General features: G+C 72.6%; 22 protein-coding genes. 10 read left to right on the top strand and 12 right to left on the bottom strand.

The window, feature by feature from the left end; translation table 11 throughout:
• Positions 1 to 7: 7 nt before the first annotated feature.
• Complete coding sequence (locus J2S66_RS36935) at positions 8 to 1,147, bottom strand: sugar ABC transporter substrate-binding protein (protein ID WP_310314504.1); 1,140 nt, start codon at positions 1,145 to 1,147, stop codon at positions 8 to 10.
• 320 nt (positions 1,148 to 1,467) lie between these two features.
• Positions 1,468 to 3,225: a DEAD/DEAH box helicase gene (locus J2S66_RS36930; protein ID WP_310314499.1), complete on the bottom strand. Its 1,758-nt coding sequence runs from the start codon at positions 3,223 to 3,225 to the stop codon at positions 1,468 to 1,470.
• A gap of 102 nt (positions 3,226 to 3,327) precedes the next feature.
• Here J2S66_RS36930 and J2S66_RS36925 point away from each other — a divergent pair, with 102 nt between their 5' ends.
• Positions 3,328 to 4,488: a YihY/virulence factor BrkB family protein gene (locus tag J2S66_RS36925; RefSeq protein ID WP_310314496.1), complete on the top strand. Its 1,161-nt coding sequence runs from the start codon at positions 3,328 to 3,330 to the stop codon at positions 4,486 to 4,488.
• A 76-nt stretch (positions 4,489 to 4,564) separates the two neighbouring features.
• Here J2S66_RS36925 and J2S66_RS36920 read toward each other — a convergent pair whose 3' ends face one another.
• Complete coding sequence (locus J2S66_RS36920; RefSeq protein ID WP_310314493.1) at positions 4,565 to 4,813, bottom strand: DUF3039 domain-containing protein; 249 nt, start codon at positions 4,811 to 4,813, stop codon at positions 4,565 to 4,567.
• Between the two features lie 31 nt (positions 4,814 to 4,844).
• Between J2S66_RS36920 and J2S66_RS36915 the strand changes: the two genes are divergently transcribed.
• Both J2S66_RS36915 and J2S66_RS36910 read left to right on the top strand, forming a co-directional pair.
• Positions 4,845 to 5,753 (top strand): pseudouridine-5'-phosphate glycosidase, encoded by a 909-nt coding sequence (locus tag J2S66_RS36915; RefSeq protein WP_310314491.1) that lies wholly within the window; start codon positions 4,845 to 4,847, stop codon positions 5,751 to 5,753.
• Entirely contained in the window at positions 5,750 to 6,640 is an 891-nt protein-coding gene (locus J2S66_RS36910; protein ID WP_310314488.1) for a carbohydrate kinase family protein, read from the top strand. Before J2S66_RS36915 ends, J2S66_RS36910 begins: the two co-directional genes overlap by 4 nt.
• Here J2S66_RS36910 and J2S66_RS36905 read toward each other — a convergent pair.
• A complete protein-coding gene (locus J2S66_RS36905) occupies positions 6,627 to 6,941 on the bottom strand; it encodes a DUF3099 domain-containing protein (RefSeq protein WP_306746855.1) in 315 nt (104 codons plus the stop codon). The genes J2S66_RS36910 and J2S66_RS36905 overlap by 14 nt on opposite strands.
• 114 nt (positions 6,942 to 7,055) lie before the next feature.
• Between J2S66_RS36905 and J2S66_RS36900 the strand changes: the two genes are divergently transcribed.
• The 4 genes from J2S66_RS36900 (at position 7,056) to J2S66_RS36885 (ending at position 11,926) form a co-directional block, all read left to right on the top strand.
• Positions 7,056 to 8,555, top strand: coding sequence for a PucR family transcriptional regulator (locus J2S66_RS36900; protein WP_306746856.1), 1,500 nt, complete (start codon positions 7,056 to 7,058; stop codon positions 8,553 to 8,555).
• 266 nt (positions 8,556 to 8,821) lie between these two features.
• The gene (locus J2S66_RS36895) at positions 8,822 to 10,309 is read left to right on the top strand and encodes a DUF7782 domain-containing protein (RefSeq protein ID WP_310314481.1); all 1,488 of its coding nucleotides are present in this window, start codon (positions 8,822 to 8,824) and stop codon (positions 10,307 to 10,309) included.
• Positions 10,306 to 10,731 carry a D-aminoacyl-tRNA deacylase gene (dtd, locus tag J2S66_RS36890; protein WP_310314478.1) on the top strand — a complete coding sequence of 142 codons (426 nt, stop codon included), beginning with the start codon at positions 10,306 to 10,308 and terminating at the stop codon, positions 10,729 to 10,731. The genes J2S66_RS36895 and dtd overlap by 4 nt, the downstream gene beginning before the upstream one ends.
• A gap of 202 nt (positions 10,732 to 10,933) precedes the next feature.
• Positions 10,934 to 11,926, top strand: a complete 993-nt coding sequence (locus J2S66_RS36885; protein WP_306746859.1) for a sigma-70 family RNA polymerase sigma factor — start codon at positions 10,934 to 10,936, stop codon at positions 11,924 to 11,926.
• 183 nt (positions 11,927 to 12,109) lie between these two features.
• Here the strand turns inward: J2S66_RS36885 and J2S66_RS36880 are convergent, their stop codons facing one another.
• On the bottom strand, positions 12,110 to 13,024 hold the full coding sequence (locus J2S66_RS36880; RefSeq protein ID WP_310314472.1) for a phosphotransferase: 915 nt from the start codon (positions 13,022 to 13,024) through the stop codon (positions 12,110 to 12,112).
• A gap of 88 nt (positions 13,025 to 13,112) precedes the next feature.
• Between J2S66_RS36880 and J2S66_RS36875 the strand changes: the two genes are divergently transcribed.
• Complete coding sequence (locus J2S66_RS36875) at positions 13,113 to 14,780, top strand: fumarate hydratase (protein WP_310314469.1); 1,668 nt, start codon at positions 13,113 to 13,115, stop codon at positions 14,778 to 14,780.
• Between the two features lie 5 nt (positions 14,781 to 14,785).
• Here the strand turns inward: J2S66_RS36875 and J2S66_RS36870 are convergent, their stop codons facing one another.
• Together J2S66_RS36870 and J2S66_RS36865 are read right to left on the bottom strand one after the other, a co-directional pair.
• Positions 14,786 to 14,974 (bottom strand): DUF397 domain-containing protein, encoded by a 189-nt coding sequence (locus J2S66_RS36870; RefSeq protein ID WP_310314467.1) that lies wholly within the window; start codon positions 14,972 to 14,974, stop codon positions 14,786 to 14,788.
• Complete coding sequence (locus J2S66_RS36865; protein WP_310314464.1) at positions 14,971 to 15,819, bottom strand: helix-turn-helix domain-containing protein; 849 nt, start codon at positions 15,817 to 15,819, stop codon at positions 14,971 to 14,973. The genes J2S66_RS36870 and J2S66_RS36865 overlap by 4 nt, the downstream gene beginning before the upstream one ends.
• Positions 15,820 to 15,923: 104 nt before the next feature.
• Here J2S66_RS36865 and J2S66_RS36860 point away from each other — a divergent pair, with 104 nt between their 5' ends.
• Positions 15,924 to 16,181 carry a hypothetical protein gene (locus J2S66_RS36860; RefSeq protein ID WP_310314461.1) on the top strand — a complete coding sequence of 86 codons (258 nt, stop codon included), beginning with the start codon at positions 15,924 to 15,926 and terminating at the stop codon, positions 16,179 to 16,181.
• A gap of 20 nt (positions 16,182 to 16,201) precedes the next feature.
• Here J2S66_RS36860 and J2S66_RS36855 read toward each other — a convergent pair whose 3' ends face one another.
• From J2S66_RS36855 to J2S66_RS36835, 5 genes are all read right to left on the bottom strand, one after another.
• Positions 16,202 to 16,741: a hypothetical protein gene (locus J2S66_RS36855; protein ID WP_310314458.1), complete on the bottom strand. Its 540-nt coding sequence runs from the start codon at positions 16,739 to 16,741 to the stop codon at positions 16,202 to 16,204.
• An 89-nt stretch (positions 16,742 to 16,830) separates the two neighbouring features.
• On the bottom strand, positions 16,831 to 17,313 hold the full coding sequence (locus tag J2S66_RS36850) for a hypothetical protein (protein ID WP_310314455.1): 483 nt from the start codon (positions 17,311 to 17,313) through the stop codon (positions 16,831 to 16,833).
• Between the two features lie 61 nt (positions 17,314 to 17,374).
• A complete protein-coding gene (locus tag J2S66_RS36845) occupies positions 17,375 to 18,520 on the bottom strand; it encodes a hypothetical protein (RefSeq protein WP_310314453.1) in 1,146 nt (381 codons plus the stop codon).
• Complete coding sequence (locus J2S66_RS36840) at positions 18,517 to 19,773, bottom strand: glucarate dehydratase family protein (protein WP_310314449.1); 1,257 nt, start codon at positions 19,771 to 19,773, stop codon at positions 18,517 to 18,519. Before J2S66_RS36840 ends, J2S66_RS36845 begins: the two co-directional genes overlap by 4 nt.
• Positions 19,770 to 20,672, bottom strand: coding sequence for a 5-dehydro-4-deoxyglucarate dehydratase (locus J2S66_RS36835; RefSeq protein ID WP_310314445.1), 903 nt, complete (start codon positions 20,670 to 20,672; stop codon positions 19,770 to 19,772). The genes J2S66_RS36840 and J2S66_RS36835 overlap by 4 nt, the downstream gene beginning before the upstream one ends.
• 891 nt (positions 20,673 to 21,563) lie before the next feature.
• On the opposite strand from J2S66_RS36835, the gene J2S66_RS36830 reads away from it, so the two are divergent.
• Positions 21,564 to 22,346, top strand: a complete 783-nt coding sequence (locus tag J2S66_RS36830) for an IclR family transcriptional regulator (RefSeq protein ID WP_310314443.1) — start codon at positions 21,564 to 21,566, stop codon at positions 22,344 to 22,346.
• The last annotated feature ends 22 nt before the right edge of the window (positions 22,347 to 22,368 follow it).

The raw sequence follows: 22,368 nt of genomic DNA, 5'->3' as shown, positions 1-22,368 counted from the left end.
GCCTTGACTACTTGATGCCGAGCTCGGTGCAGACGGCGGCGAGGTCGCCGCCGCAGATCTCGCCGGCCTTGACGAAGCCCGCGTCGACCACGGTCTTCACCTTGTCCTTGGTGATCGTCTGCGCTTCGAGCAGGACCGACTTGACGGTGCGGCCGGCCTTGCTGTCCTCGACCGAACCGGTGGCCAGCGCGTCGGCGGCGGCGGTGTCGCCCTTGGCGAGGGCGCCGGCGAGCTTGGCGGCGGCCTGCGCCTCCTCGGCGATCGGCTTGAAGACGGTCATGAACTGGTCGCCGCGCATGACGGCCTGCAGGCCCTCGGGGGTGGCGTCCTGGCCGGTGACCGGCACCTTGCCGTTCAGGCCGTACTTCTTGAGCACGGTGATGATCGCGCCGGCGAGGCCGTCGTTGGCGGCCACGACGCCGTCGACCTTCTGGCCGTTGCCGGTGAGGATCTGCTCGAAGGTCACGCCGCCCTGCTGGTTGTCCCAGTCCGGGATCGGCTGCGACTGGACCAGCTTGAGGTCACCCGAGTCGTACTTGGGCTTCAGCACCTTCTGCTGGCCGTTGTAGAACAGGGTGGCGTTGTTGTCGGTCGGGGCGCCCTCGATCTCGATGACCTCGGCGGGCTTCTTGCCCGGCGCGAGCGCCGCGAGGCCGTCCACGAGGCCCTGGCCCTGGAGCTCGCCGACCTTCTCGTTGTCGAACGAGACGTAGTAGTCGGAGGTGCCGCCCAGGTTGAGGCGGTCGTAGTCGATGACCGCGATGCCCTGCGACTGCGCCTTCTTCGCGACCGAGGCGCCGACCTCGCTGTTGGGCGTGGCGATGATCAGGACCTTGACGCCGGCGTTGATCATGCCGTCGGCGAGGGTGGAGAACTTCTGCACGTCGCCCTGGGCGTTCTGGATGTCGGCGTCCAGGCCCTCGGCCTTCAGCGCGGCCTCCAGGAGGGGCTTGTCGAAGCCCTCCCAGCGCGCGGAGGACTTCGTCTCCGGGAGGATCACGCCGACCTTCTCGCCGCCGCCGGAGGCGCTGGAGGTGTTGGTGCCCGACGTGTCGGTGCCACCGGTGGACGTGTTGGCGCCACATGCCGTCATGGCCAAGGCAAGGCCCGTGCTTGCGGCGATGAGAGCGAGGCTCTTGCTGCGCATCCGCCATCCTTTCACGCAGGTGCGTAAATGTTGTGGCGCACAACGTATGCCCCCGAGTGCGGTGACCGGAAGCACACTTGACCGATAAAGAGGGCACGATGCGCTAACGGGCAGGTAACCGAACGGACATCTGACTACATCGAATGCCGTAGTCCGTTACCCGGGGTCACCTTCGGCGTAACCGGGGTTTGTTGCGGGCGACAACCGGGTGACCACCCGACGATCTTGACCGCGCACAGCGAGGTGACCGGGGTCACTGTAGCCGAGCGTGAAGTGGCGGTGAAGCGGGCGCGATCCCTGCCGTGCGGCGGGCGCTTCCCCTACCAGGAGCGCAGGGTGGCGATGCGCTCTTCGAGCTGCTCGATGCTGGCCATCGCCGTGGGCGGGCCGCCGCAGTACTCGCGCAACTGGTTGTGGATCTTGCCGTGCGGCTTGCGGGTGCGGTGGTGGTGCATCGCGACCAGGGTGTTGAGCTCCTTGCGGAGCTGCGCCAACCGCTCCTGCACGCCCGCCGGGCGCGGTGCGGGCGCGGGGGCCGCCGGGGCCGCCGTCGCGTTCCGCTTGCTGGCCTCGACGAGCTGCTTCTCCTGGCGCTGGCGCAGCAGGGCGCGCACCTGGTCCGGCTCAAGCAGGCCAGGCAGCCCCAGGTACTCCTGCTCCTCGTCGCTGCCCGCGAACGCCGCCGTGCCGAACGACGAGCCGTCGTAGATCACCTGGTCGAGCTCCGCGGAGGCGCCCAGCGACGTGAACGCCCGCTCCTCCTCGCCCGGCTCGTCCTGCACCCGGTTGGCGGCCGACACCAGCTCGTCGTCCCAGCCGTCCTTCTCCCGGTGCGGCTTGCCCAGGACGTGGTCGCGCTGCGCCTCCAGCTCGCTGGCCAGGCCCAGCAGCACCGGCACGCTCGGCACGAACACGCTCGCCGTCTCGCCCTTGGCCCGCGCCCGCACGAACCGGCCGACGGCCTGCGCGAAGAACAGCGGTGTCGAGGCGCTGGTGGCGTAGACGCCCACGGCCAGGCGCGGCACGTCGACGCCCTCCGACACCATGCGCACCGCGATCAGCCAGCGCTCCTGCGAGGCGGCGAACTCGGCGATGCGGCCCGACGCCTTCGGGTCGTCGGAGAGCACGAGCGTCGCGTCGTGGCCGGTGGTGCGCTTGAGCACCTCGGCGTACGCCTTGGCGACGGTCTGGTCGGTGGCGATCACCAGACCGCCCGCGTCGGGCATGCCGCCGTTGCGCAGCTGGCTGAGGCGCACGTCGGCGGCCTTGAGCACCGACGGCATCCACTCGCCGCTGGGGTCCAGGGCGACGCGCCACGCCCGCGCGGTCTGCTCCTGGGTCAGCGGCTCGCCCAGGCGCGCGGAGAACTCCTCGCCCGCGCTGGTGCGCCACGCCGCCTCGCCCGAGTAGGCCAGGAAGATCACCGGGCGGACCACGCCGTCGCGCAGGGCGTCGGAGTAGCCGTAGGAGTGGTCGGCCTGGCTGCGCATCGCGCCGTCCGGGCCGGGCTCGTAGTTGACGAACGGGATCGGCGAGTCGTCCGACCGGAACGGCGTCCCGGTCAGGCACATCCGCCGCACGGCCGGCGTGAACGCCTCGCGGATCGCGTCGCCCCACGACTTCGCGTCGCCGCCGTGGTGGATCTCGTCGAGCAGCACGAGGGTCTTGCGGTTCTCGGTGCGCACCCGGTGCAGCATCGGGTGGGCCGCCACCTGCGCGTAGGTGAGCGCCACGCCGTGGTAGTCGCGGGAGGTGACGGCCATCGTGTTGCGGAAGTTCGAATCGATCGCGATGCCCGCCTCGGCCGCAGCCTTGGCCCACTGGTGCTTGAGGTGCTCGGTGGGCGTGACGATCGTGACCGACTCGACCGTGCGGTCGGCGAGCAGCTCGGCCGCGACGCGCAGGCCGAACGTCGTCTTGCCCGCGCCGGGGGTCGCGACGGCCAGGAAGTCCTTGGGCTTCGCGGCCAGGTACTTCGTGAGCGCGCGGCGCTGCCAGGCGCGGAGGGGACGGGTCGCGACGACCTGCGGTTGCGACAACCTCGAACCCCTCCTGCGCTGATCAGCGACGGCAAGCATGCGAATGCCCTCGGTGCGGGTGACCGTCGAGGGCATCGACAGCCTACCCGCTGCCCGGAGGGCGCACCGTCGCCGATGGCGCGAAAACGCTCCGGATGCACCATGCTTGACCACGCGATGGGTTCGCCTAGGGACGACGAGGCACGCAGGACGGGCCGCAGGGGCCCCCTGCGGCTGTTGGCGCGCACGTGGGCCAAGGCGTGGGAGAAGTCGATCTTCTCCGAGTCGGCGGAGGCCGCGTTCTGGCAGACCCTGTCCTTCCCGCCGCTGCTGCTGGGCCTGCTCGGCAGCCTGGGCTGGATCGGCGTCTGGCTGGGCCCGGAGGTCGTCAACGCGGCGAAGGACCGCATCCTCTCGTTCTGCCGGACGATCTTCAGCCCGGACGTCGTCAACGACGTGATCGCGCCCACCGTCGACCAGATCCTCACCACCGGCAAGGGCGAGATCGTCTCGATCGGCTTCCTGATCTCGCTGTGGGCGGGCTCGTCGGCGATGTCGTCGTTCGTCGACGCGATCACCGCCGCGCACGACCAGTACGGCGTGCGCAACGAGGTGTGGCAGCGGATCTTCGCGCTGCTGCTCTACATGGCCAGCCTGGTGCTGCTGATCATCGGCCTGCCGGTGCTGGCGCTGGGCCCGGACATCCTGATCCAGCTCTTCCCGGACTCGTGGGAACCGACGCTCGGCGGGTGGCTGGGCGCGACCTACTACCCGGGCATCGGCGTGCTGCTCGTGCTGGCGCTGGCCACGCTCTACAAGCTGGCGCTGCCGAACAAGCTGCCGTGGCACCGCCTGCTGCCGGGCGCGGTGCTGGCGATGGCGGTGTTCCTGCTGTCGTCGGTCGGGCTGCGGCTCTACATCACGTGGATCACCACGACGGGCTACACCTACGGCGCGCTGGCCACGCCCATCGCGTTCCTGCTGTTCGCGTACTTCATCGGGCTGGCGATCAACCTGGGCGCGTACTTCAACAGCGCGTTGCAGGAGCTGTGGCCCGCGCGCATGACGCGGCGGCAGCGGCGGCGCTGGCAGCGCCTGGAGATCGAGCGGGCCGCCGAGCGCATCCGCAACGACGAGGGCAAGCGGGCCTGGCAGGGCGGTCCGGTGCCGCCCGAGCACGCGGCCGTGCCCGAACGGCGGCGCGCCGAACCCCCGCCCACGACGGCGCCGTCGCCGATGGACACCAACCACACCGAGCGGCTGCCGGTGGAGCCGAAGCGGGAGCCCCCGCCCGCGCGGCGCGGACAGGGCCTCCCGGACTGACCGGCCCGGGTCCGGCGCGCGGCGAAGGGCCTGGTCCCTCGCCGGTGCGAGGGACCAGGCCCCGTGTGGTCGGTTCCTACTCGCCGCCGCCCTTGGGCAGACCTTCGTAGATCTTCTTGCACTCCGGGCAGACGGGGGAGCCGGGCTTCGGCGACTTGGTCACCGGGAAGACCTCGCCGCACAGCGCCACCACGTGCGTGCCCATGACCGCGCTCTCCGCGATCTTGGCCTTGCGCACGTAGTGGAACATCTTCGGGGTGTCGTCCCCGGTGTGGTCCGTGCCTTCCGGCCGGGTCTCCACCTCGGGAAGAGTCTGCGTGCTCACGTCACCAGCTTACCTGGGATGATGGCCCCTCGTGAGTACGCCGAGCATCACCGAAGAGGTCCGCACCGCCCTGGCCGAGAACCGGCCGGTGGTCGCGCTGGAGAGCACGATCCTGTCCCACGGGCTGCCGCCCGGCCGCAACCGCGAGGTCGCCGAACGCCTCGAACGCGTCGTCCGCGACGCGGGCGCCGTGCCCGCGACGATCGCCGTGCTGGGCGGTGTGCCGAAGGTCGGGTTGACCGCCGACGAGCTGGACGTCGTCTGCGACCCCGCCCGCGACCTGGTGAAGCTGTCGCGGCGGGACCTGGGCGCGGCCATCGCGCTGGGTCGCGACGGCGCGACGACGGTGGCGAGCACGGCCGCGCTGGCGCACGCCGCCGGGGTCGGGGTGTTCGCGACCGGTGGCCTGGGCGGGGTGCACCGCGGCGCGCGGGACACCTGGGACGTGTCCGCCGACCTGGACGTGCTGGCCACGACGCCGATCCTGGTGGTGTGCTCCGGCGTGAAGTCGATCCTGGACATGGGCGCGACGCTGGAGCTGCTGGAGACCCGCTCGGTGCCGGTGCTGGGCTACCGCACGGACCGCTTCCCCGCGTTCTACCGGCGCGAGTCGGCGTTCGGCGTGCCGTGGCGGGTGGACACCCCGGCGGAGGCGGCGGCCGTGGTCGCCGCGCACCGGGCCGTGCCCGGTGACGCGGGCGTGCTGCTGGCCAACCCGATCCCGGAGGACTTCGAGATGCCCTCCGACCTGCACGAGCGGCTGCTGGAGGAGGGGCTGCGGCTGCTCGTGGAGCGGGACGTGACGGGCAAGGAGGTCACGCCGGTGCTGCTGGAGCACTTCCACACGGCCAGCGGCGGGGTGAGCCTCGACGCCAACGAGGAGCTGGTGGTGAGCAACGCGGGCCTGGCCGCCAGGGTCGCGGTGGAGCTGTCGGCGTGACGCGGGTCGTGGTGGTCGGGGACGCCGGGCTGGACGTGGTCGCCCGGCACTCCGGTCCGATCGTGCAAGGTGGCGACAGCCGGGCGAAGGTGACCATCGAACCCGGTGGCGCGGGCGCCAACACGGCGGTGTGGCTGGCCGCGTGCGGCGCGTCGCCGGTGCTGGTCACCCGGGTCGGCGCGGACTCGGCGGGCCGGCAGGTGCACGCCGAGCTGACCGGGGTGGGCGTGCGGTGCGCGTTCGCCGTGGACCCGGAGGCGGCGACGTGCTGCGTGGTGGTGCTGGTCGACGACGAGGGCCAGCGCACGATGCTGCCCGACCGGGGCGCCAACGCCCGGTTCGCGCCGGGCGACGTGGACCCCGGGCTGCTGGCGGGCGCGTCGCACCTGCACCTGTCCGGGTACGTGCTGCTGGACGCGTCGTCGCGGGCCGCCGGGGTGGCGGCGCTGGAGGCGGCGCGGGAGGCGGGGTTGACCACGTCGGTCGACCCGCAGTCGGCCGCCCTGGTCTACGACGGCTTCCTGGACGACCTGCGGGGCGTGGACCTGCTGCTGCCCAACAGCGAGGAGCTGGTGGCGCTGACCGGCTCGGCCGACCCGGCGTCGGCGGCGGACCTGCTGGACGTGGTGGGCGCGGTGGCGTTGACCGCGGGCGCGGGCGGCGCGAGCTGGGTGGACGCCGACGGGGTGCGGTCGGTGCCCGCGCTGGACGTGGAGTGCGTGGACTCGACGGGTGCGGGCGACGCGTTCGACGCGGGCCTGCTGGCGGCGTGGCTCGGCGGCGCGTCGCGGCACGACGCCCTGGTGGGCGGCGTGACCGCGGCGGCGCGCGCCGTGTCCTCGGTGGGCGCCCAGCCTCGGCGCCCCCCGGGGGTCAGCCCTCGATGACCTGGTGCGGTCGTGCCTCGACGGCGCGGTGCTCCTTGACGAACTTGTTGGCCTTCTCCGCCTTGCGCGGAGGTCGGTCGTTCGCGATGAGCACGGCCATCCAGGGCAGCGGGACGGAGAGCACGATCAGCGCCAGCGCCAGCCACCAGGTCTGGTAGAAGACCATGGCCAGCAGCAGGCAGGGAATTCGGGCACCCATCATGATCGCGTACTTGCGCTTGCGCGCGGCGACCTGCTCCTCGTAGGAGGGAGCGGCCTCGGTGATGAGCACCGGTGTGCTGTCGCGCTCGGGGTTGGTCACGACATCACCTCCAATACACCCATGGTCCCACCGCCCGCCCGCTCCGACACAACGGCCGGGGGGTGATTCGCGACGCGGTTGCGGCCGTTCGGCCCCGTGCCGGACGATCCGCACGTGGTGGCGCTGGATCGGCTGGTGGACGTGCTCGGGAGCCTGGGCACGCACCTGTGCTGCGCGCCGCGCGGCCGGGGCGTCGACCTGCGCGGCGTGGCGCTGCACGACCCGGCGGAGCAGACCCCCGCCGCGCCGGACGACGTGCTCCTCGGGCTGGGCGTGCCGTCGCCGTCGGCCGCGGCCCGGCTGGTGGCGGGCACGTCCGCGGCGGCCGTCGTGCTGCACGGGTCGCCGCCGCTGGACGACCGGGTCCTCGCCGCCGCGCGCCGGTCCGGGGCGGCGGTGCTGCTGGTGGACCCGTCGGTGCCGTGGGGGCAGCTGGCGAACGTCGCGCAGACCCTCGTGCTGGGCGGGCAGGGCGCGGGCGACCTGTTCGCGGTGGCCGACGCCATCGCGGCGGTCGTCGGCGGGCCCGTGACGATCGAGGACCAGCAGTCCCGGGTGCTGGCCTACTCGTACCGGCAGCAGGACGTGGACCCGGTGCGGGTGCAGACCATCCTGGGGCGGCGGGTGCCGGAGGAGGCGTGGCGGGCGCTGGACTCCTACGGCGTGTTCGCGCACCTGGCGCGGTCGGACGAGCCGCTGTTCGTGCCGAAGTTGACCGAGCAGCTGGGCGGGCGGCTGGTGGCGGCCGTGCGGGCGGGGCCCGAGCTGCTGGGGTCGGTGTGGGTCGAGGTGGACGTGGAGGCGGACCCCGCGCGCCGGGCGGCGCTGGTGGACGGGGCGCGCACGGCGGCGCTGCACCTGCTGCGGGCGCGGGCGTCGGCCGACCTGGAGCGGCAGGCCGAGGCCGACCTGGTGATCGAGGCGCTGGACGCGGGCCTGCCCGGTTCGCTGGCGCGGTTGGGGCTGCCCTCGACGGACCTGCGGGTGATCGCCGTGCTGGCGCGCGCGGACGACGGTGAGCACGGGGCGGCGCTGCTCGCGTTCTCCCGGGCCACGGCCGGGTTCGGCTGGTCGCGGCCGGGGCGGTCGGCGCTGTTCGGCAACGTGCTCTACACCGTGCTGCCGTGCGGGGACGACCCGTCGGCGGCGCTGGAGTGGGTGCGGGCGCTGGGGCGGGAGCTGCCCGACGGGGTGACCGCCCGGGCCGGGATCGGGGGGCGGGCGGACGCCGGGTCGCTCGACGCGTCCCGGTCGGAGGCCGACGAGTGCCTGGCCCTGTCGACCGGGGAGCCGGTGGCCTACGACGAGGCGTGGTCTCGGGTGCTGCTGCGCAGGCTGGCGGGGGTGGCCGAGGCGGGGCGGGTGCCGACGCGGGGGCCGGTGGCCGACCTGGTCCGGCACGACGTCGCGCACGGCACGCGGTACGCGGCGACGTTGCGGGCGTGGTTGGCGGCGCAGGGCGACGCGCGGGAGGCGGCGCGGGCGCTGTCCGTGCACCCGAACACCCTGCGGTACCGGATGCAGCGGATGTGCGAGGTGACGACCGTGCCGCTGGACGACCCGGACCAGCGCCTGGCGATGGCCGTCGCCCTGGCCGTCCTCCCCCACCCCTGACCCGCGAGTCGTAAGCAGAGGCCGCGCGAGTCGTGCGTTCGCGCCCCGCGAGTCGTGCGTTCGCGCCCCGCGAGTCGTGCGTTCGCGCCCCGCGAGTCGTGCGTTCGCGCGCTACGAGTTCCACGTTCGCGATCCGCGAGTCGTGCACCCACGACCCCCTTACCTACTCGCCAGTGAAGAACACAGGGGTCGCGAACTCACGACTCGCGGGACGCGAACTTACGACTCGCGCGGTGTGGACTTACGACTCGCGGGAGGATTGGGGGGTGCTTCCCGATCTCTCCACCGAACTGACCACCAGGCTGCGCGAGGCGTTCCGGGCCGCCGACTACGACGCGGACGGGGTGGTCGACGCCCTCGGGCCGCAGGCGCACGCCGCGCTCGGCCGGGGCGAGCCCGAGGCCGCGCGGCGGATGACCGAGGACTCCGGGGCGCTCGGCACGCTGATCCGCCTGTTCCTGCTCGGCGACGCCGAGGACGAGCGGGCCGTCCGGGCCGCGTTGCCGGGGGTGGACCTCGACGACGCGATCAAGGCCGAGGTGCTGCGCGGGGACGGCGACCGGCTGCGCGCCGGGCTCGACATCCGGCCCTACGGCGACGACGAGGACTCCTGGTGGGTGATCGCCGACCTGGACTCCGACCAGCGGGGCGGACCGGTGCCCGCCGACCACGTGCTGGGCGTCGGCCACGCCTCGATCAGCCTGGCCCGCGCCACGTCGCGGCGGCCCGTCGACACCCTCCTCGACCTCGGCACCGGGTGCGGGGTGCAGGCGCTGCACGCGAGCCGGCACGCCCGGCGGATCACCGCCACGGACCTGTCGGAACGGGCGCTGGCGCTGGCCAGGGGCACGTTCCGCATCAACGAGCTGGACGTGGAGCTGCGGCAGGGCGAGTGGTTCGGCCCGCTGCGGGGCCGCCGGTTCGACCAGGTCGTGTGCAACCCGCCGTTCGTGGTGGGGCCGCCGCGCGTCGACTACGTCTACCGCGACTCCGGCTTGGCCGGTGACGACGCGAGCGCGCTGGTCGTGCGCCAGCTGCCCGCGTTCCTGAACGAGGGCGGCGTGGGGCAGTTGCTGGCGTCCTGGCTGCACAGGCGGGGCGAGGACTGGGCGGACCGGGTGAGCGGCTGGCTGCCGCGCGGCGGGGTGGACGCGTGGTTCGTGCAGCGCGACGTGGCCGACCCGACCCTGTACGTGGGCACGTGGCTGCGCGACGCGGGCGTCGACCCGCGCAGCGCCGAGGGCCGGGCGAAGGCGTCGCGGTGGCTCGACTGGTTCGCCGAGAACGACGTGGAGGGCATCGGCTTCGGCTTCGTCACGTTGCGCCGCACCGAGGAGGCGCACGCCGAGGTGGTGTGCGAAGACCTCCGCCACGCCTACGACGACCCGCTGGGCCCCGAGTCGGCCGCCTGGCTGGACCGGGTCGCGTGGTTGCGGGCGCGGTCGAACGCCGACCTGCTGGCCACCCGGTTCACCGTGCCGGGGACGGTGCTGCTGGAGGAGGTGTCCGCGCCGGTGGAGGACGGCTGGTCGTCCGTGGTGCGCCGCCTGCACCGCACCGACGGTCCGGGGTGGCAGCACGAGCTGGACGAGACCGCGGCGCGGCTGCTCGCGGGTTTCCGCGGCGCCCTGCCGCTGGAGGACCTGGTCACGCTGCTCGCCTACGCCCACGACCTGGACGAGGAGGCGTTGACCGAGGCCGTGGTGCCGGTGGTGCGGGAGCTGGTGCGGCACGGGATGGTCGTGCCCGCGTGAGAGCCGTTGTGGCACGAGTCACAGAGGCGTCCGTCGTGGTGGGGGGCGAGGTCGTCGGGGCGGTCGACGAGCCGGGCCTGCTGGTGCTGCTGGGCATCCACGCCGACGACACCGCCGACAAGGCGTCGGTGATGGCCCACAAGCTGCACGAACTGCGGGTGCTGCGGGACGAGGAGTCGTGCGCCACCACCGGCGCACCGCTCCTCGTCGTCAGCCAGTTCACCCTCTACGGCGACACGCGCAAGGGCAGGCGGCCGTCCTGGACGGCCGCCGCCCGGCCGGAGCACGCCGCGCCGTTGGTCGAAGCGGTGGTGTCGGAACTGCGCCGGAAGGGCGCCCGCGTACAAACAGGACGGTTCGGGGCGGCGATGTCCGTACGGAGTGTGAACGACGGCCCGTTCACCGTGTTGGTCGAACTCTAGATCCGCTCTCAGGCAATCCTCAGGATTCGCGGCGCAACCGCTGTGACGGCAGTGACGTCTTGAAGGGCGTGGGGAGCGGGAACCATTTCGGTCCGGTTTGCGTTCTCCTCAGTGTCAGGCACCGAAAGGTGAGCCGCGCAGCGCAGCGCGGAGTGCGCGACACGACCGCACTGCCAGCCCGCGACAAGGGGGAGGGAGCTCCATGACCGTCCCGAAGGTCCTCGACCGCCAGGTCGGGAACGACACGACCACCACGAGCGCCGAGTTGGACCTCGACGCCCAGGGACCGGCCGCCGACCTGGTTCGGGTCTACCTGAACGGCATCGGCAAGACAGCGCTGCTGACCGCGGCCGACGAAGTGGAACTCGCGAAGCGGATCGAGGCGGGTGTCTTCGCTCAGCACAAGCTGGAGACGAGGTCCGGTCTGTCCGATCTGCGTCAACGGGAACTGCGCGCGTTGATCCGCGACGGCCACGTGGCGAAGAACCACCTCCTCGAAGCGAATCTGCGTCTCGTCGTATCGCTGGCCAAGCGATACACCGGTCGGGGAATGCCGCTGCTCGATCTCATCCAGGAAGGCAACCTGGGTTTGATCCGCGCCGTGGAGAAGTTCGACTACACCAAGGGATTCAAGTTCTCGACCTACGCCACCTGGTGGATCAGGCAGGCGATCACGCGGGGAATGGCGGACCAGGGTCGCACGATCCGGCTGCCCGTCCACCTCGTGGAGCAGGTCAACAAGCTCGCCCGGATCAAGCGCGACCTGCACCAGCAACTGGGCCGCGAGGCCACGCGCGAGGAGCTGGCCAAGGAGTCGGGCCTGACGCCGGAGAAGGTCTCGGACCTGCTCGACCACGCGCGCGACCCGGTCAGCCTGGACATGCCCGTCGGAGCCGAGGAGGACGCCCCGCTGGGCGACTTCATCGAGGACTCCGACGCCACCGACGCGGAGAGCGCGGTCATCTCCGGCCTGCTGCAGGACGACCTGCGCCGGGTCCTGGCGACGCTGGAGCCGCGCGAGCAGGCCGTGATCCGGCTGCGCTACGGCCTGGAGGACGGCCAGCCGCGCACGCTGGACCAGATCGGCAAGCAGTTCGGCCTGTCCCGCGAGCGGGTGCGGCAGATCGAGCGCGAGGTCATGTCGAAGTTGCGGCAGGGCGATCGGGCCGCCAAGCTGCGCGCCTACGCCAGCTGACCCAGTCGGGTCGCGGCAGGCGGACGGGGCCATCACCCGTTCGGCAGCATTGACTTGTGACTGCGGTCACGGCACGGTCGTGCGGTACACGAGCCATGCGACTTCCCGCGCCATTTCGCGGGGGTCGCACGCTGAGGAAGGTCGGGGCGGTCGGGGGCCGGCCCGGCCTTCCGCGTTATCCCCCTACAGCGCCAGGTACTCGGCGAGCTTGGCGCGGAAGAACGCCACGTGCGCGTCGCGCTCCTCGCCGGCGTAGCCGCGCGGCACGCCCTCCACGATCATCACCAGGCACAGGTGCGCCCGGTACAGCGCGAGGCGCGCCGCCTCGGCCCCGGTGAAGCCCTCCTTGCCGTACCCGGCGAGGTAGTCGGCGTCCGGCTCGGTGAACAGCGCCACCGACACGAGTTCGGCCAGCGGGTCGCCGAAGAACGCACGCTCGGGGTCGATCAGCCCTTCCACGCGCCCGTCGGCGACGAAGACGTTGCCCTCCCACAGGTCGCCGTGCACCAGCACCGGAGTGGTCACCTCGTCCAGCAGCTCCGCCCCCGCCTCGAACACCGGCCGCACGTCGGGCAGTTCCACGCCGAACCGGTCGGCGTCGGCGAGCACCGCGTCCACCATGCGCCCGAACGCCTCGCGCCACGTCGTCCCGCCCGGCCCGTGGGGGTAGCCGAACCGCTCCCCCGTCACGCCGTGCAGCCGCCGGACGATCGTGCCCAGCTCGTGGCGCAGCGCGGCCCGCTCGGTGTCGGACAGGTCCGCCCCGTGCCACGGCACGCCGTCCAGGGCGGTCATCAGCAGCACGTCGTCCTCGTGCAGCAGCACCTCCGGCACCGGCACGCCCCGCTCGGCCATCAGCCGGAACGCCAGCCCCTCGGTGCGCATCAGGTCGCGCTCGTGGGTGAGCAGCGGCACGCCCGGCGGCGGCGCGACCTTCAGCACGTACCCGCGCCCGTCGTCGGCGGTGAGCCGGTAGGCGGTGTTGAACATGCCACCGGTCAGCTCGACGTGCGAGGACAGGCGCCGCCCCACCGCGCGGTGGAGCAGGGCGTCGAGTTCGCCGGCGGGCAGCTGCCGCTTGGTGAGGCTGTGGACCACGACGCGAATCACACCACGGGGACGCGGACGCGGCGGCGTGATCGGTATAGGTTCGGCGGAACCCGAAGCGCGCAAGGGAGCCCGCGACGTGCCCGCTGTGCCCACCACCACGTTCCAGTACACCGACGTCCTGCCGCTGGCCAAGGACAACCACACCGACTACCGGCTGGTGACACCGGACGGCGTGTCGGTCGTCGAGGCGGCCGGCCGCACGTTCCTCCAGGTCGAGCCAGCGGCGCTGACGCTGCTCGCCAAGGAGGCGATCCGGGACATCCAGCACCTGCTGCGCCCGTCGCACCTGGCGCAGCTGCGCGCGATCGTGGACGACCCGGAGGCCAGCGGCAACGACCGGTTCGTCGCCATGGACCTGCTGCGCAACGCGTGCATCTCCGCGGGCGGCGTGCTCCCCATGTGCCAGGACACCGGCACCGCGATCGTGATGGGCAAGCGCACCGAGTCCGTGCTGACCGGCGGCACCGACGAGGAAGCCCTGTCCCGGGGCATCTTCGAGGCGTACCAGGAGTTGAACCTGCGCTACTCGCAGATGGCGCCGACGACGTTCTGGGACGAGCGGAACACCGGCACCAACCTGCCCGCGCAGATCGACCTGTTCACCGCGCCGGGCGTGGAGCCGAAGTACGAGTTCCTGTTCATGGCCAAGGGCGGCGGCTCGGCGAACAAGACGTTCCTGTACCAGGAGACCAAGGCGCTGCTGAACCCGACGCGGCTGGCGAGGTTCCTGGACGAGAAGCTGCGCTCGCTGGGCACGGCCGCGTGCCCGCCGTACCACCTCGCGGTGGTCGTGGGCGGCCTGTCGGCGGAGCAGAACCTGAAGGTCGCCAAGCTCGCGTCCGCCCGCTACCTCGACGGCCTGCCCACTGAGGGCTCGCCGCTCGGGCACGCGTTCCGGGACGTCGACCTGGAGCAGCAGGTGCTGGAGCTGACCCGCGACTTCGGCATCGGCGCCCAGTTCGGCGGCAAGTACTTCTGCCACGACGTGCGCGTCATCCGGCTGCCCCGGCACGGCGCGTCCTGCCCGGTCGGCATCGCCGTGTCGTGCTCGGCGGACCGGCAGGCCAAGGCGAAGATCACGCCCGAGGGCATCTTCCTGGAGCAACTGGAGCGCGACCCGGCGCACTTCCTGCCCGACGTGCAGGGCGAGGACCTGTCGGACGAGGTCGTGAGGATCGACCTGACCCGCCCGATGGCCGAGATCCGGGAAACGCTGTCGAAGCTGCCCGTGAAGACCCGGGTGTCGCTGACCGGTCCGCTGGTCGTGGCGCGCGACATCGCGCACGCCAAGATCAAGGAGCGCCTGGACGCGGGCGAGCCGATGCCGCAGTACCTCAAGGACCACCCGGTGTACTACGCCGGTCCGGCCAAGACGCCCGAGGGCTACGCGTCCGGGTCGTTCGGGCCGACGACGGCCGGCCGCATGGACTCCTACGTCGAGCAGTTCCAGGCGGCGGGCGGGTCGATGGTCATGCTGGCCAAGGGCAACCGGTCCAAGCAGGTCACCGACGCCTGCCGGACGCACGGCGGCTTCTACCTGGGGTCGATCGGCGGCCCGGCGGCGCGGCTCGCGCAGGACTGCATCCGCAAGGTCGAGGTGCTGGAGTACCCCGAGCTGGGCATGGAGGCGGTCTGGAAGATCGAGGTGGAGGACTTCCCCGCGTTCGTCGTGGTCGACGACAAGGGCAACGACTTCTTCGCCGAGACCTCCGCCCCGACCCTCCAGATCAGCTTCCGGAGGTAACCGGCCTACAGGTCGAACACACCCAGCTTCGCGCCGCGCGTGAAGAAGTCCCACTCGGTGTGGGTGAACCGCTGTGGGGCTTCTTCGGGGCGGTTCGAGTTGCGCACCAGCACCTCGTCGTCCGTCCGCAGGACTTCCACGCAGTTGTCGCCGCCACCGCTGAACTTGGTCCAGACTCCGACTTCCAGGCTCATCGAGTCTCCTCCGTGATCCGGATCAGGAGTTCTCGGCTCTCCTCGACTCCCAGCGCCTTGGCCCGGGTGAAGTCGAACCAGCGGGTGGTCCGCTCCACCTGCGCGGCGTTGTCGACGAACTCGGGACCGAACGGGGTGTCGACGCTGATCAGGGACGGGAGTCCTTCGGGCAGCCGGAACAGGGTCAGCGTAGTGCCGGTGAGCGCGTGCGCCCCGGCTCCCTGAGGCATCACCTGCACGACGACGTTCTCCCGCTCGGTCATGGCCAGCAGGTGTCCGAGCTGCTCGCGCATGACCTCCGGGCCGCCGATGCCGGCCCGGAGCGCGGGTTCGGCGATCACCGCCCACAGCTTCAGCGGCGGCTGCCGGTCGGTCAGCAGGGCGCGCCGGCCGAGGCGCAGTTCGAGGTTCTTCTCCAGCGCCTCCTCGGTCAGGCCGACGGCGGTCATCAGCGCGCGGGCGTACGACTCGGTCTGGAGGACGGCCGGGACCAGCTCGAACGACGAGTACAGGACCTCGGTCGCGCTCGCCTCGACGTCGAGGATGCGGCGCAGCCACGGCACGATGACCCCGCCGCGCTTGCTGCGGCGACGGCGGCGGTTGGCGTCGGTGTTGAGGCCGAGCAGGTCGTCGCGGGTCGCCTCGTCGGCGCGGTAGAGGTCGAGCAGCTTCTCCAGCTCGGCGTACTTGACGCCGCTGACGGCGGTCTCGATGTTGCCGATCTTGGTGACGGTGCAGTCCAGCACCTCGGCGGCGTGCTCGCGGGGCAGGTCCAGTTCCTCGCGCATGCGGCGCAGCGAGGTGCCGATCTGGATGCGCGCGGCACTGCGGTGCGGACTGCTCATGACGCTTCCCCTGATCACCCTATCGAGCTGTTTACACAATTTGTGCAAACAGCATAGCTTCTGCGTATTCACAGAGTACTGGGTTGTGACGGGGAGTGATCGCAGTGGGGTCGCAGTTCCGGCAGTTGAGCGTGATCGAGTCGGACGGCACGACGGCGCGCTTCAAGCGCATCGACCGGCACGCGGGCCGGCTCGTCGAGGGCGGTGAGGGCGACCTGAAGTCGTGGACGCTGCGCCAGCTCTCCGCGCACCGGTGCCCGCTCGGCCTCTACGTCGGCGAGGCCGGCACGGGCGTCGAGGACGTGGAGGCCAACGTGTGGGTGGCGTGGGACGGCGCCTGCCCGTTCCCCGTGGAGGAGTGAGGAGGGAGGTCGCGAGCGGTTCAGCCGGTCTGCTCGCGGGACTCCAGCACGATCCGCCGGTCGCCCAGCGGCGCGTCGAGCACCACGTTCAGCGGCACGTCGCGCAGCTCCTCCGTGCACACTCCCCCGCCGGCCGGCGGGTGGTACGTGGTCACCAGCGTGATCTGCACCTGGTCGGCGGACTGGGCGGTGACCTCCGCCGACGCGGTCTTGCAGCCGCCCGCGAGGCCGACCACCTGCACGGTCCGGCCGTCGGCGGACGCCCACGCCTCGCGCTTGTAGGTGTCGGGCAGCGTCGCGCCGTCCACCCGCCCGTCCGGGACCTCGGTCGAACCGCCGGGCAGCGGCGCGGCGCTGGTCTGCGGCGGCGGGACTTCGGTGGGGCGCGACTGGGCCGGTCCGGTCGGCGAACCGGGGGATGACAACGTTGTCGACGGCTGTGACGAAGCCGTGGACGTGCCCGTGGAGGACGTGTCCGACGGACCGGGGGACCCCGTGCTGGTGCAGGCCGCGAGGGCGAGCAGGACGAGTGCGGGGACGGCGACCTTGGCGTTCCTCATGGTCAGAAGACGGTAGTCGCGCCCCCGGTGGTTGCACAGGGCGGTGCCCGGCCGACCGGGGCGGGTCGACCGGGCACCGGGGCGAGGACCTACTCGGTGTCCTGTCGGGTGGTGAGTTCGACCTGGCGGTCGCCGAGCGGCGCGTCGAGCTTCGCCGTCAGCGGCGGGTACCGGATGTCCATGGTGCAGACCTGCTGGTCGGCGGGGGTGGTCTCGACGAGCACGACCTTGACCACCTGGGCGGTCTGCTCGGTGATCTCCAGGCTGGCCCTGGTGCACCCGCCCTCCTGGCCGATGGCGCCGAGGACGGTGCCGTCCTCCTCGGTCCAGACCGTCGTCGGGGTGCCCTCGGGCACGGAGGCGGTGATCTTCTCCGCGGGCACCTCCTGCCCCTCCGGCGGCACGGGGCTGTCGAACTCCGGCTCCTCGGAGGCGGGTGCGCTCGACGACGGCACCGTGGTCAGCGTCGGACCGCTCTGCGCGCCCACGGGCGTGGACGACGAGCAGCCGACTAGTGCGATCAGCAGCGCGCCCGCACCGAGCGCGGTTCCCAGCGTTCCTGTGCTCCTCATGTGGAAAGGACGGAGCCCCCGGCGTCCGGGGTTGCCCCGCCCTTTTCACAGTTGCCCGTTGCTACCCGTTCAGGTGATCCCCGATCCCCGCCACGGCGTGTCGCAGCGCGTCCAGGCGCTGCTCGGAGGCGAGCCCCGCGTGGTAGAGGTGGAACTCCTCCACGCCCGCCTCGGCGTAGGCGACCCACTCCCGGAGCAGGGCGTCCCCGTCGACCGGCTTGGGCGGCAGGGCCAGCACGTACGCGGCGGTGCGCACGCCCGGCGCCTCCGCCCGCAGGGCGCGGATCGCGGGCAGCGACGCGTCGACGCCCGGCCAGCAGGTCAGCGTGAGCACGTCGACGTCGGCGTCGACGCCACCGGCGACCGTGGCGAACGGCCCGGTGCCCCACGGGTCGGCGGTGGCGTGCGCGGCGATGCGCACGTCCGGCGCGGCGGCGCGGATCTCGCCGACCAGGCGGCGGCGCAGGGAGCGGGAGACGTCCGCGCGCACCTGGCGCACGTGCGCCGCCCGCTCGCCCAGCGCCTCCTCCACGTCCTCCGCCCCGCTGTCGATCCCCGTGCGGACCGCCTCGCGCAGGCCCTCCGGGTCGGTGTAGCGGGTGGCGCAGGCCGCGCAGAAGCACAGGGACAGCAACTTCTGCTGCACCGGTGACCAGTCGGCGCCGTCGGTCTTCTCGTGGTGGCCGCCGTGGAAGAACCCGAGCGGGCCGCACGCCTCCAGCACGACGCCGTCCGGTCGGCCGAGTTCGAGCACCTCGGACACCAGCGTCGAGGCGTACTCGGCCACGTCGTCGTTCGACGGGCACAGCGCGTAGGGGTAGGCGTCCCCGAACGCGTTGCGCACCACCAGGTCGGGATTGGCCTCGCCCAGCCGGCTGCTGTGTGTCAGCACCGTCCAGGCGTACACGGGCAGGCCGGCCCCGCGCAGCAGCGCGGAGGCCTCACCGTAGGGGTCGGGACCGTCCACCCAGGACTGCGCGGCGGGGCGCAAACGCTTGCCTCGCCACGCCTCGTCCCGCACGGGCAGGTAGAACGCGGCGTGCCGCGCGTCCACCAGCCGGTGCCGCGGGTGGAACGGGGTCGCGGCGCGCACGGTGTGGTACGACGCGGCCAGGGCCACGGCGTCCACGCCGAGCGACGCCACGCGGGACACCGCGTCGGGGTCGCCGACGACGTCCCACGGGTACACGTGGGCGACGGTCCTCACCACCGGGGGCGCTTCCTCTCGTAGGACGGCTCGTGCTGCTGCATGTACCCCGTGTCATCGCGCTGGACGAGGCCGCAGGCGCGGTACGCCTCGGCGGCACGGGCGAGGGCGTCGCGGTCCAGCTCGACGCCCAGACCGGGTGCGGTGGGCACCCGGACCGCGCCGTCCACGAAGGTGAACGGCGTCGTGATCACGTCGTCCGCGGCGTTCCACGGGTAGTGGGTGTCACAGGCGTAGTTCAGGTTCGGCGTGGCCGCGGCGAGGTGCGTCATGGCCGCGAGGCTGATCCCGAGGTGGGAGTTGGAGTGCATGGACAGGCCGATGCCGAAGGTCCGGCAGATCGCGGCCAGTTCCTTGGAGCGCGACAGGCCGCCCCAGTAGTGGTGGTCGGACAGGACCACCTGCACCGCTCCCCGCGCCACCGCGGGGGCGAGGTGCTCGAAGGCGATGACGCACATGTTCGTCGCCAGCGGCATGGGGGCCCCGGCGGCGACCTCCGCCATGCCGTCGATGCCCGGAGCGGGGTCCTCCAGGTACTCGACGACGCCGTCGAGGGCGGCGGCGACCTCCAGCGACGTGGCGGGCGTCCACGCCGCGTTCGGGTCGAGCCGCAGCGGGTGGTCGGGGAACGCCTCGCGCAGCGCGAGGACCGCCTCGACCTCCTGGCGCGGTTCGAGCACACCGCCCTTGAGCTTGATCGAGCCGAAGCCGTGCGCGTCGATCAGCGCCTCGGCCTGGGCGACGATCCCCGCCGGGTCCAGGGCCTCGCCGAACGCGTCGGGCTCGTCGCCGGGGTGCCCGGCCCACTTGTAGAACAGGTAGGCGCTGTAGGGCACGGTGTCGCGAACGGCCCCGCCGAGCAGGTCGCTGACCGGGCGGCCCAGCGCCTTGCCCCGGATGTCCCAGGTGGCGACCTCGAAGGAGGCGAACACGCGGTCGACGGTCGACTCGGCGGTGAGCGGCCCGGTCAGGCCGTGCCGGTCCGAGCCCGCCACGCCGCCCAGGGCGTCGGCGACCCGGGCGCGCAGGCCGTTGAGGTCGTGCACGTCGAGGCCCACCAGGCCGGGCGCGGCGCCGCGCACGCGGTCGAGGTGGCCGATGTCGCCGTAGGTCTCGCCGAGGCCGGAGATCCCCTCGTCGGTGTGCACCTCGACGATCGTGCGCAGCGCCCACGGCTCGTGCACGCCCACCGAGTTCAGCAGCGGCGGGTCCCGGAAGGCGACCGGGGTGACCGCGATGTCGGTGATCCTCATGCGGCCAGGCTCCGCCCCGCGGCGACGACCTTCTCCAGCTCGGCCAGGTGCTCCGGCGACGGGTCGACCAGCGGGGGCCGCACGCCGCCGACGTCCAGGCCGGTGGCCCGCACGGCGGCCTTGACCAGTGCCACCGCATAGCCGGGGACCTTGTCGCGCAGCTCGACCAGGGGCTTGTAGAACTCGGCGAGGTAGCGGTTCACCAACGCCTGGTCGCCCGCCTGCACGGCCTTGTAGAAGCCCAGCGAGATCTCCGGCGCGAAGGCGAACACCGCCGACGAGTACAGGTCGACGCCGATGCCCCGGTACGCGGGCACGGTCATCTCGGCGGTGGGCAGGCCGTTGAAGAACTGGAAGGGCTTGCCCACCTCGGCCTTCACCGCCAGCACGATCCGCTGGAGCAGGTCGATGTCGCCCAGCCCGTCCTTCAGGCCCACCACGGTCGGCAGGCACGCGACCTCGACCGCCGTCTCCGGCGTGAACACCGCGTTGTTGCGCTGGTAGACGATCAGCGACAGGTCCGTCGCCTCCGCCACCCCGGTGACGTACCGGACCAGCCCCCTGGGCGGACCGGTCACCAGGTACGGCGGCAGCAGCAGCAGGCCGTCCGCGCCCGCCCGCCCGGCCCCGCGCGCGAGTTCGCGCGCGACCGGCAGCGGGCCGCCCGTGCCCGCGAACACCGGCGCGCGCCCCGCCGCGGCCTCCACCGCGACGGTGACCGCCCGTTCGACCTCCGACGGCTCCAACGCGTGGAACTCGCCGGTGCCGCACGCGACGAACACGCCGCCGGCGCCCGCCGCGACCCCGCGCCCGACGTGCTCCGCCAGCACGTCCTCGGCGAGCGCGCCGTCCGCGTCGAACGGCGTCACCGGGAAGAACAGCACCCCATCCAGTTGCATACCCAGACCTTCATCCTTGATCGCTCCGGTGGTGATCCCACGCAGGAAGGGCTTTGCGGCGGCAGGTGCGCGGACCGGCCGCGCGCGGAGGTGTTCCGCGCGGGCAGGTAGGGCACCGGCCCCGGCAGTGCTGCGGTCGGCGGCGGCGACCGGCGGCGGCGGGTGCCGCTCCCCGGTCCGGGTGGAGACGAGCACCGCGATCGCGGAACTCCTCGCGAGCCGGCGCGCAGGCGGCGAACGCGCTGACGGACCTCCCCGTGACGCCCGCGCCGTCTCCCCCGCCCGACCGTACTGCCGGTGGGCGGTCGTGGGTGCGGTGGTGAGCGGGGCGCGGGCGTGCGGGCCTGAGGTGGTGGGTTCGGAGGTGGCCGGGTCGGCCGGAGCAGGGCCGGACCCGTTGTGCCGGAAGGTGATCGGGGCGGCGGCGGTGTTCGGCGGTCCCCCGCTGGGTGGTCCTCCGCTGGGTGGTCCTCCGCTGGGTGGTCCTCCGCTGGGTGGTCCTCCGCTGGGTGGTCCTCCGCTGGGTGGTTCCCGTGAGGCGGCCCCGGCGGGGTCGCCTCACGGGGTGGGGAGCGGTGGCACCGCCGCCGCCGGCCACCGCCCCCACGTCTCGGGCGGCCTCGACCGCCGTCATCGGACCGACCTCCGGGAGGTCGGGTCGTGCGCGTCCGGTGTGAGCGCACCGGGCACGGCGAACCCCAACGCGGTCGGCGCAGCGGCAGCCTCGACGCACCGGTCGGAAGTTCTCATTGACCCTGACTCCTGTTCACGGCCATACTTTTCATATATGTGAAGCGGGGTCGTACTTGTGAACGTGTTGGCCGGACTGTAAGAATCGGCGCTGCGACGTGTCAAGAGCGTGTTGCCGGAACGTTTCCCGTGGAGGACTTCGTGACTGGACCCGCGTCACCCGCTCGGCCGAACGCGGTCAAGTCCGCCGACCGGACTGTGGAACTGCTCGAAGTCCTGTCGTCGTCGGACCGGCCCCTGACGTTGACCGAACTGCACCGCGAGCTGAGCTACCCGAAGTCGAGCCTCTACATGCTCCTGCAGACGCTCGTCGCCCGCGGCTGGGTCGAGCTCGACCAGACCCGCGGCACCTACGGCATCGGCGTGCGCGCGCTGCTCGTCGGCACCTCCTACCTCGACCACGACCCCGTGGTGCAGGTGGCCATCCGGGTCATGGAGCAGGTCCGGCGCGAGATCAACGAGACCGTGCACCTCGCCCGGCTCGACGGCGCTGACGTGGTCTACCTCGCCAGCCGCGAGTCCGAGCACCACCTGCGCGTCGTGTCCCGCGTCGGCCGCCGCCTGCCCGCGCACTCCACGTCGCTGGGCAAGGCGCTGCTGGCCGCCCGCGCGCCCGCCGAGGTCGACTCCATCCTGCCCGCGCGCCTGGTGCCGCTGACCCAGAACACGATCGTCGAACGGCCCGCGCTGCACGCGCAGCTGGCCGGGTTCCGCGCCGTCGGCTACGCCCACGAGCGCGAGGAGAACACGCCCGGCCTGGGCTGCTTCGCCGTCGCGCTGCCCTACCGCAACCCCGTGCTCGACGCGATGAGCTGCTCCGTGCCGCTGGGGCGGTTGGACCAGGACCACGAGCGCCAGGTCATCGAGGCGCTCCTCCACGGGGCCCGCACGATCACCGAACTGCTGCGCCAGTTCGGCCGCTGACGCGGTTCCCGGCCCGCTGCCC

This window comes from Saccharothrix longispora (assembly GCF_031455225.1).
Taxonomy (GTDB): Bacteria; Actinomycetota; Actinomycetes; order Mycobacteriales; family Pseudonocardiaceae; genus Actinosynnema; species Actinosynnema longispora.
This window is presented reverse-complemented; position numbering and strand designations above follow the sequence as displayed.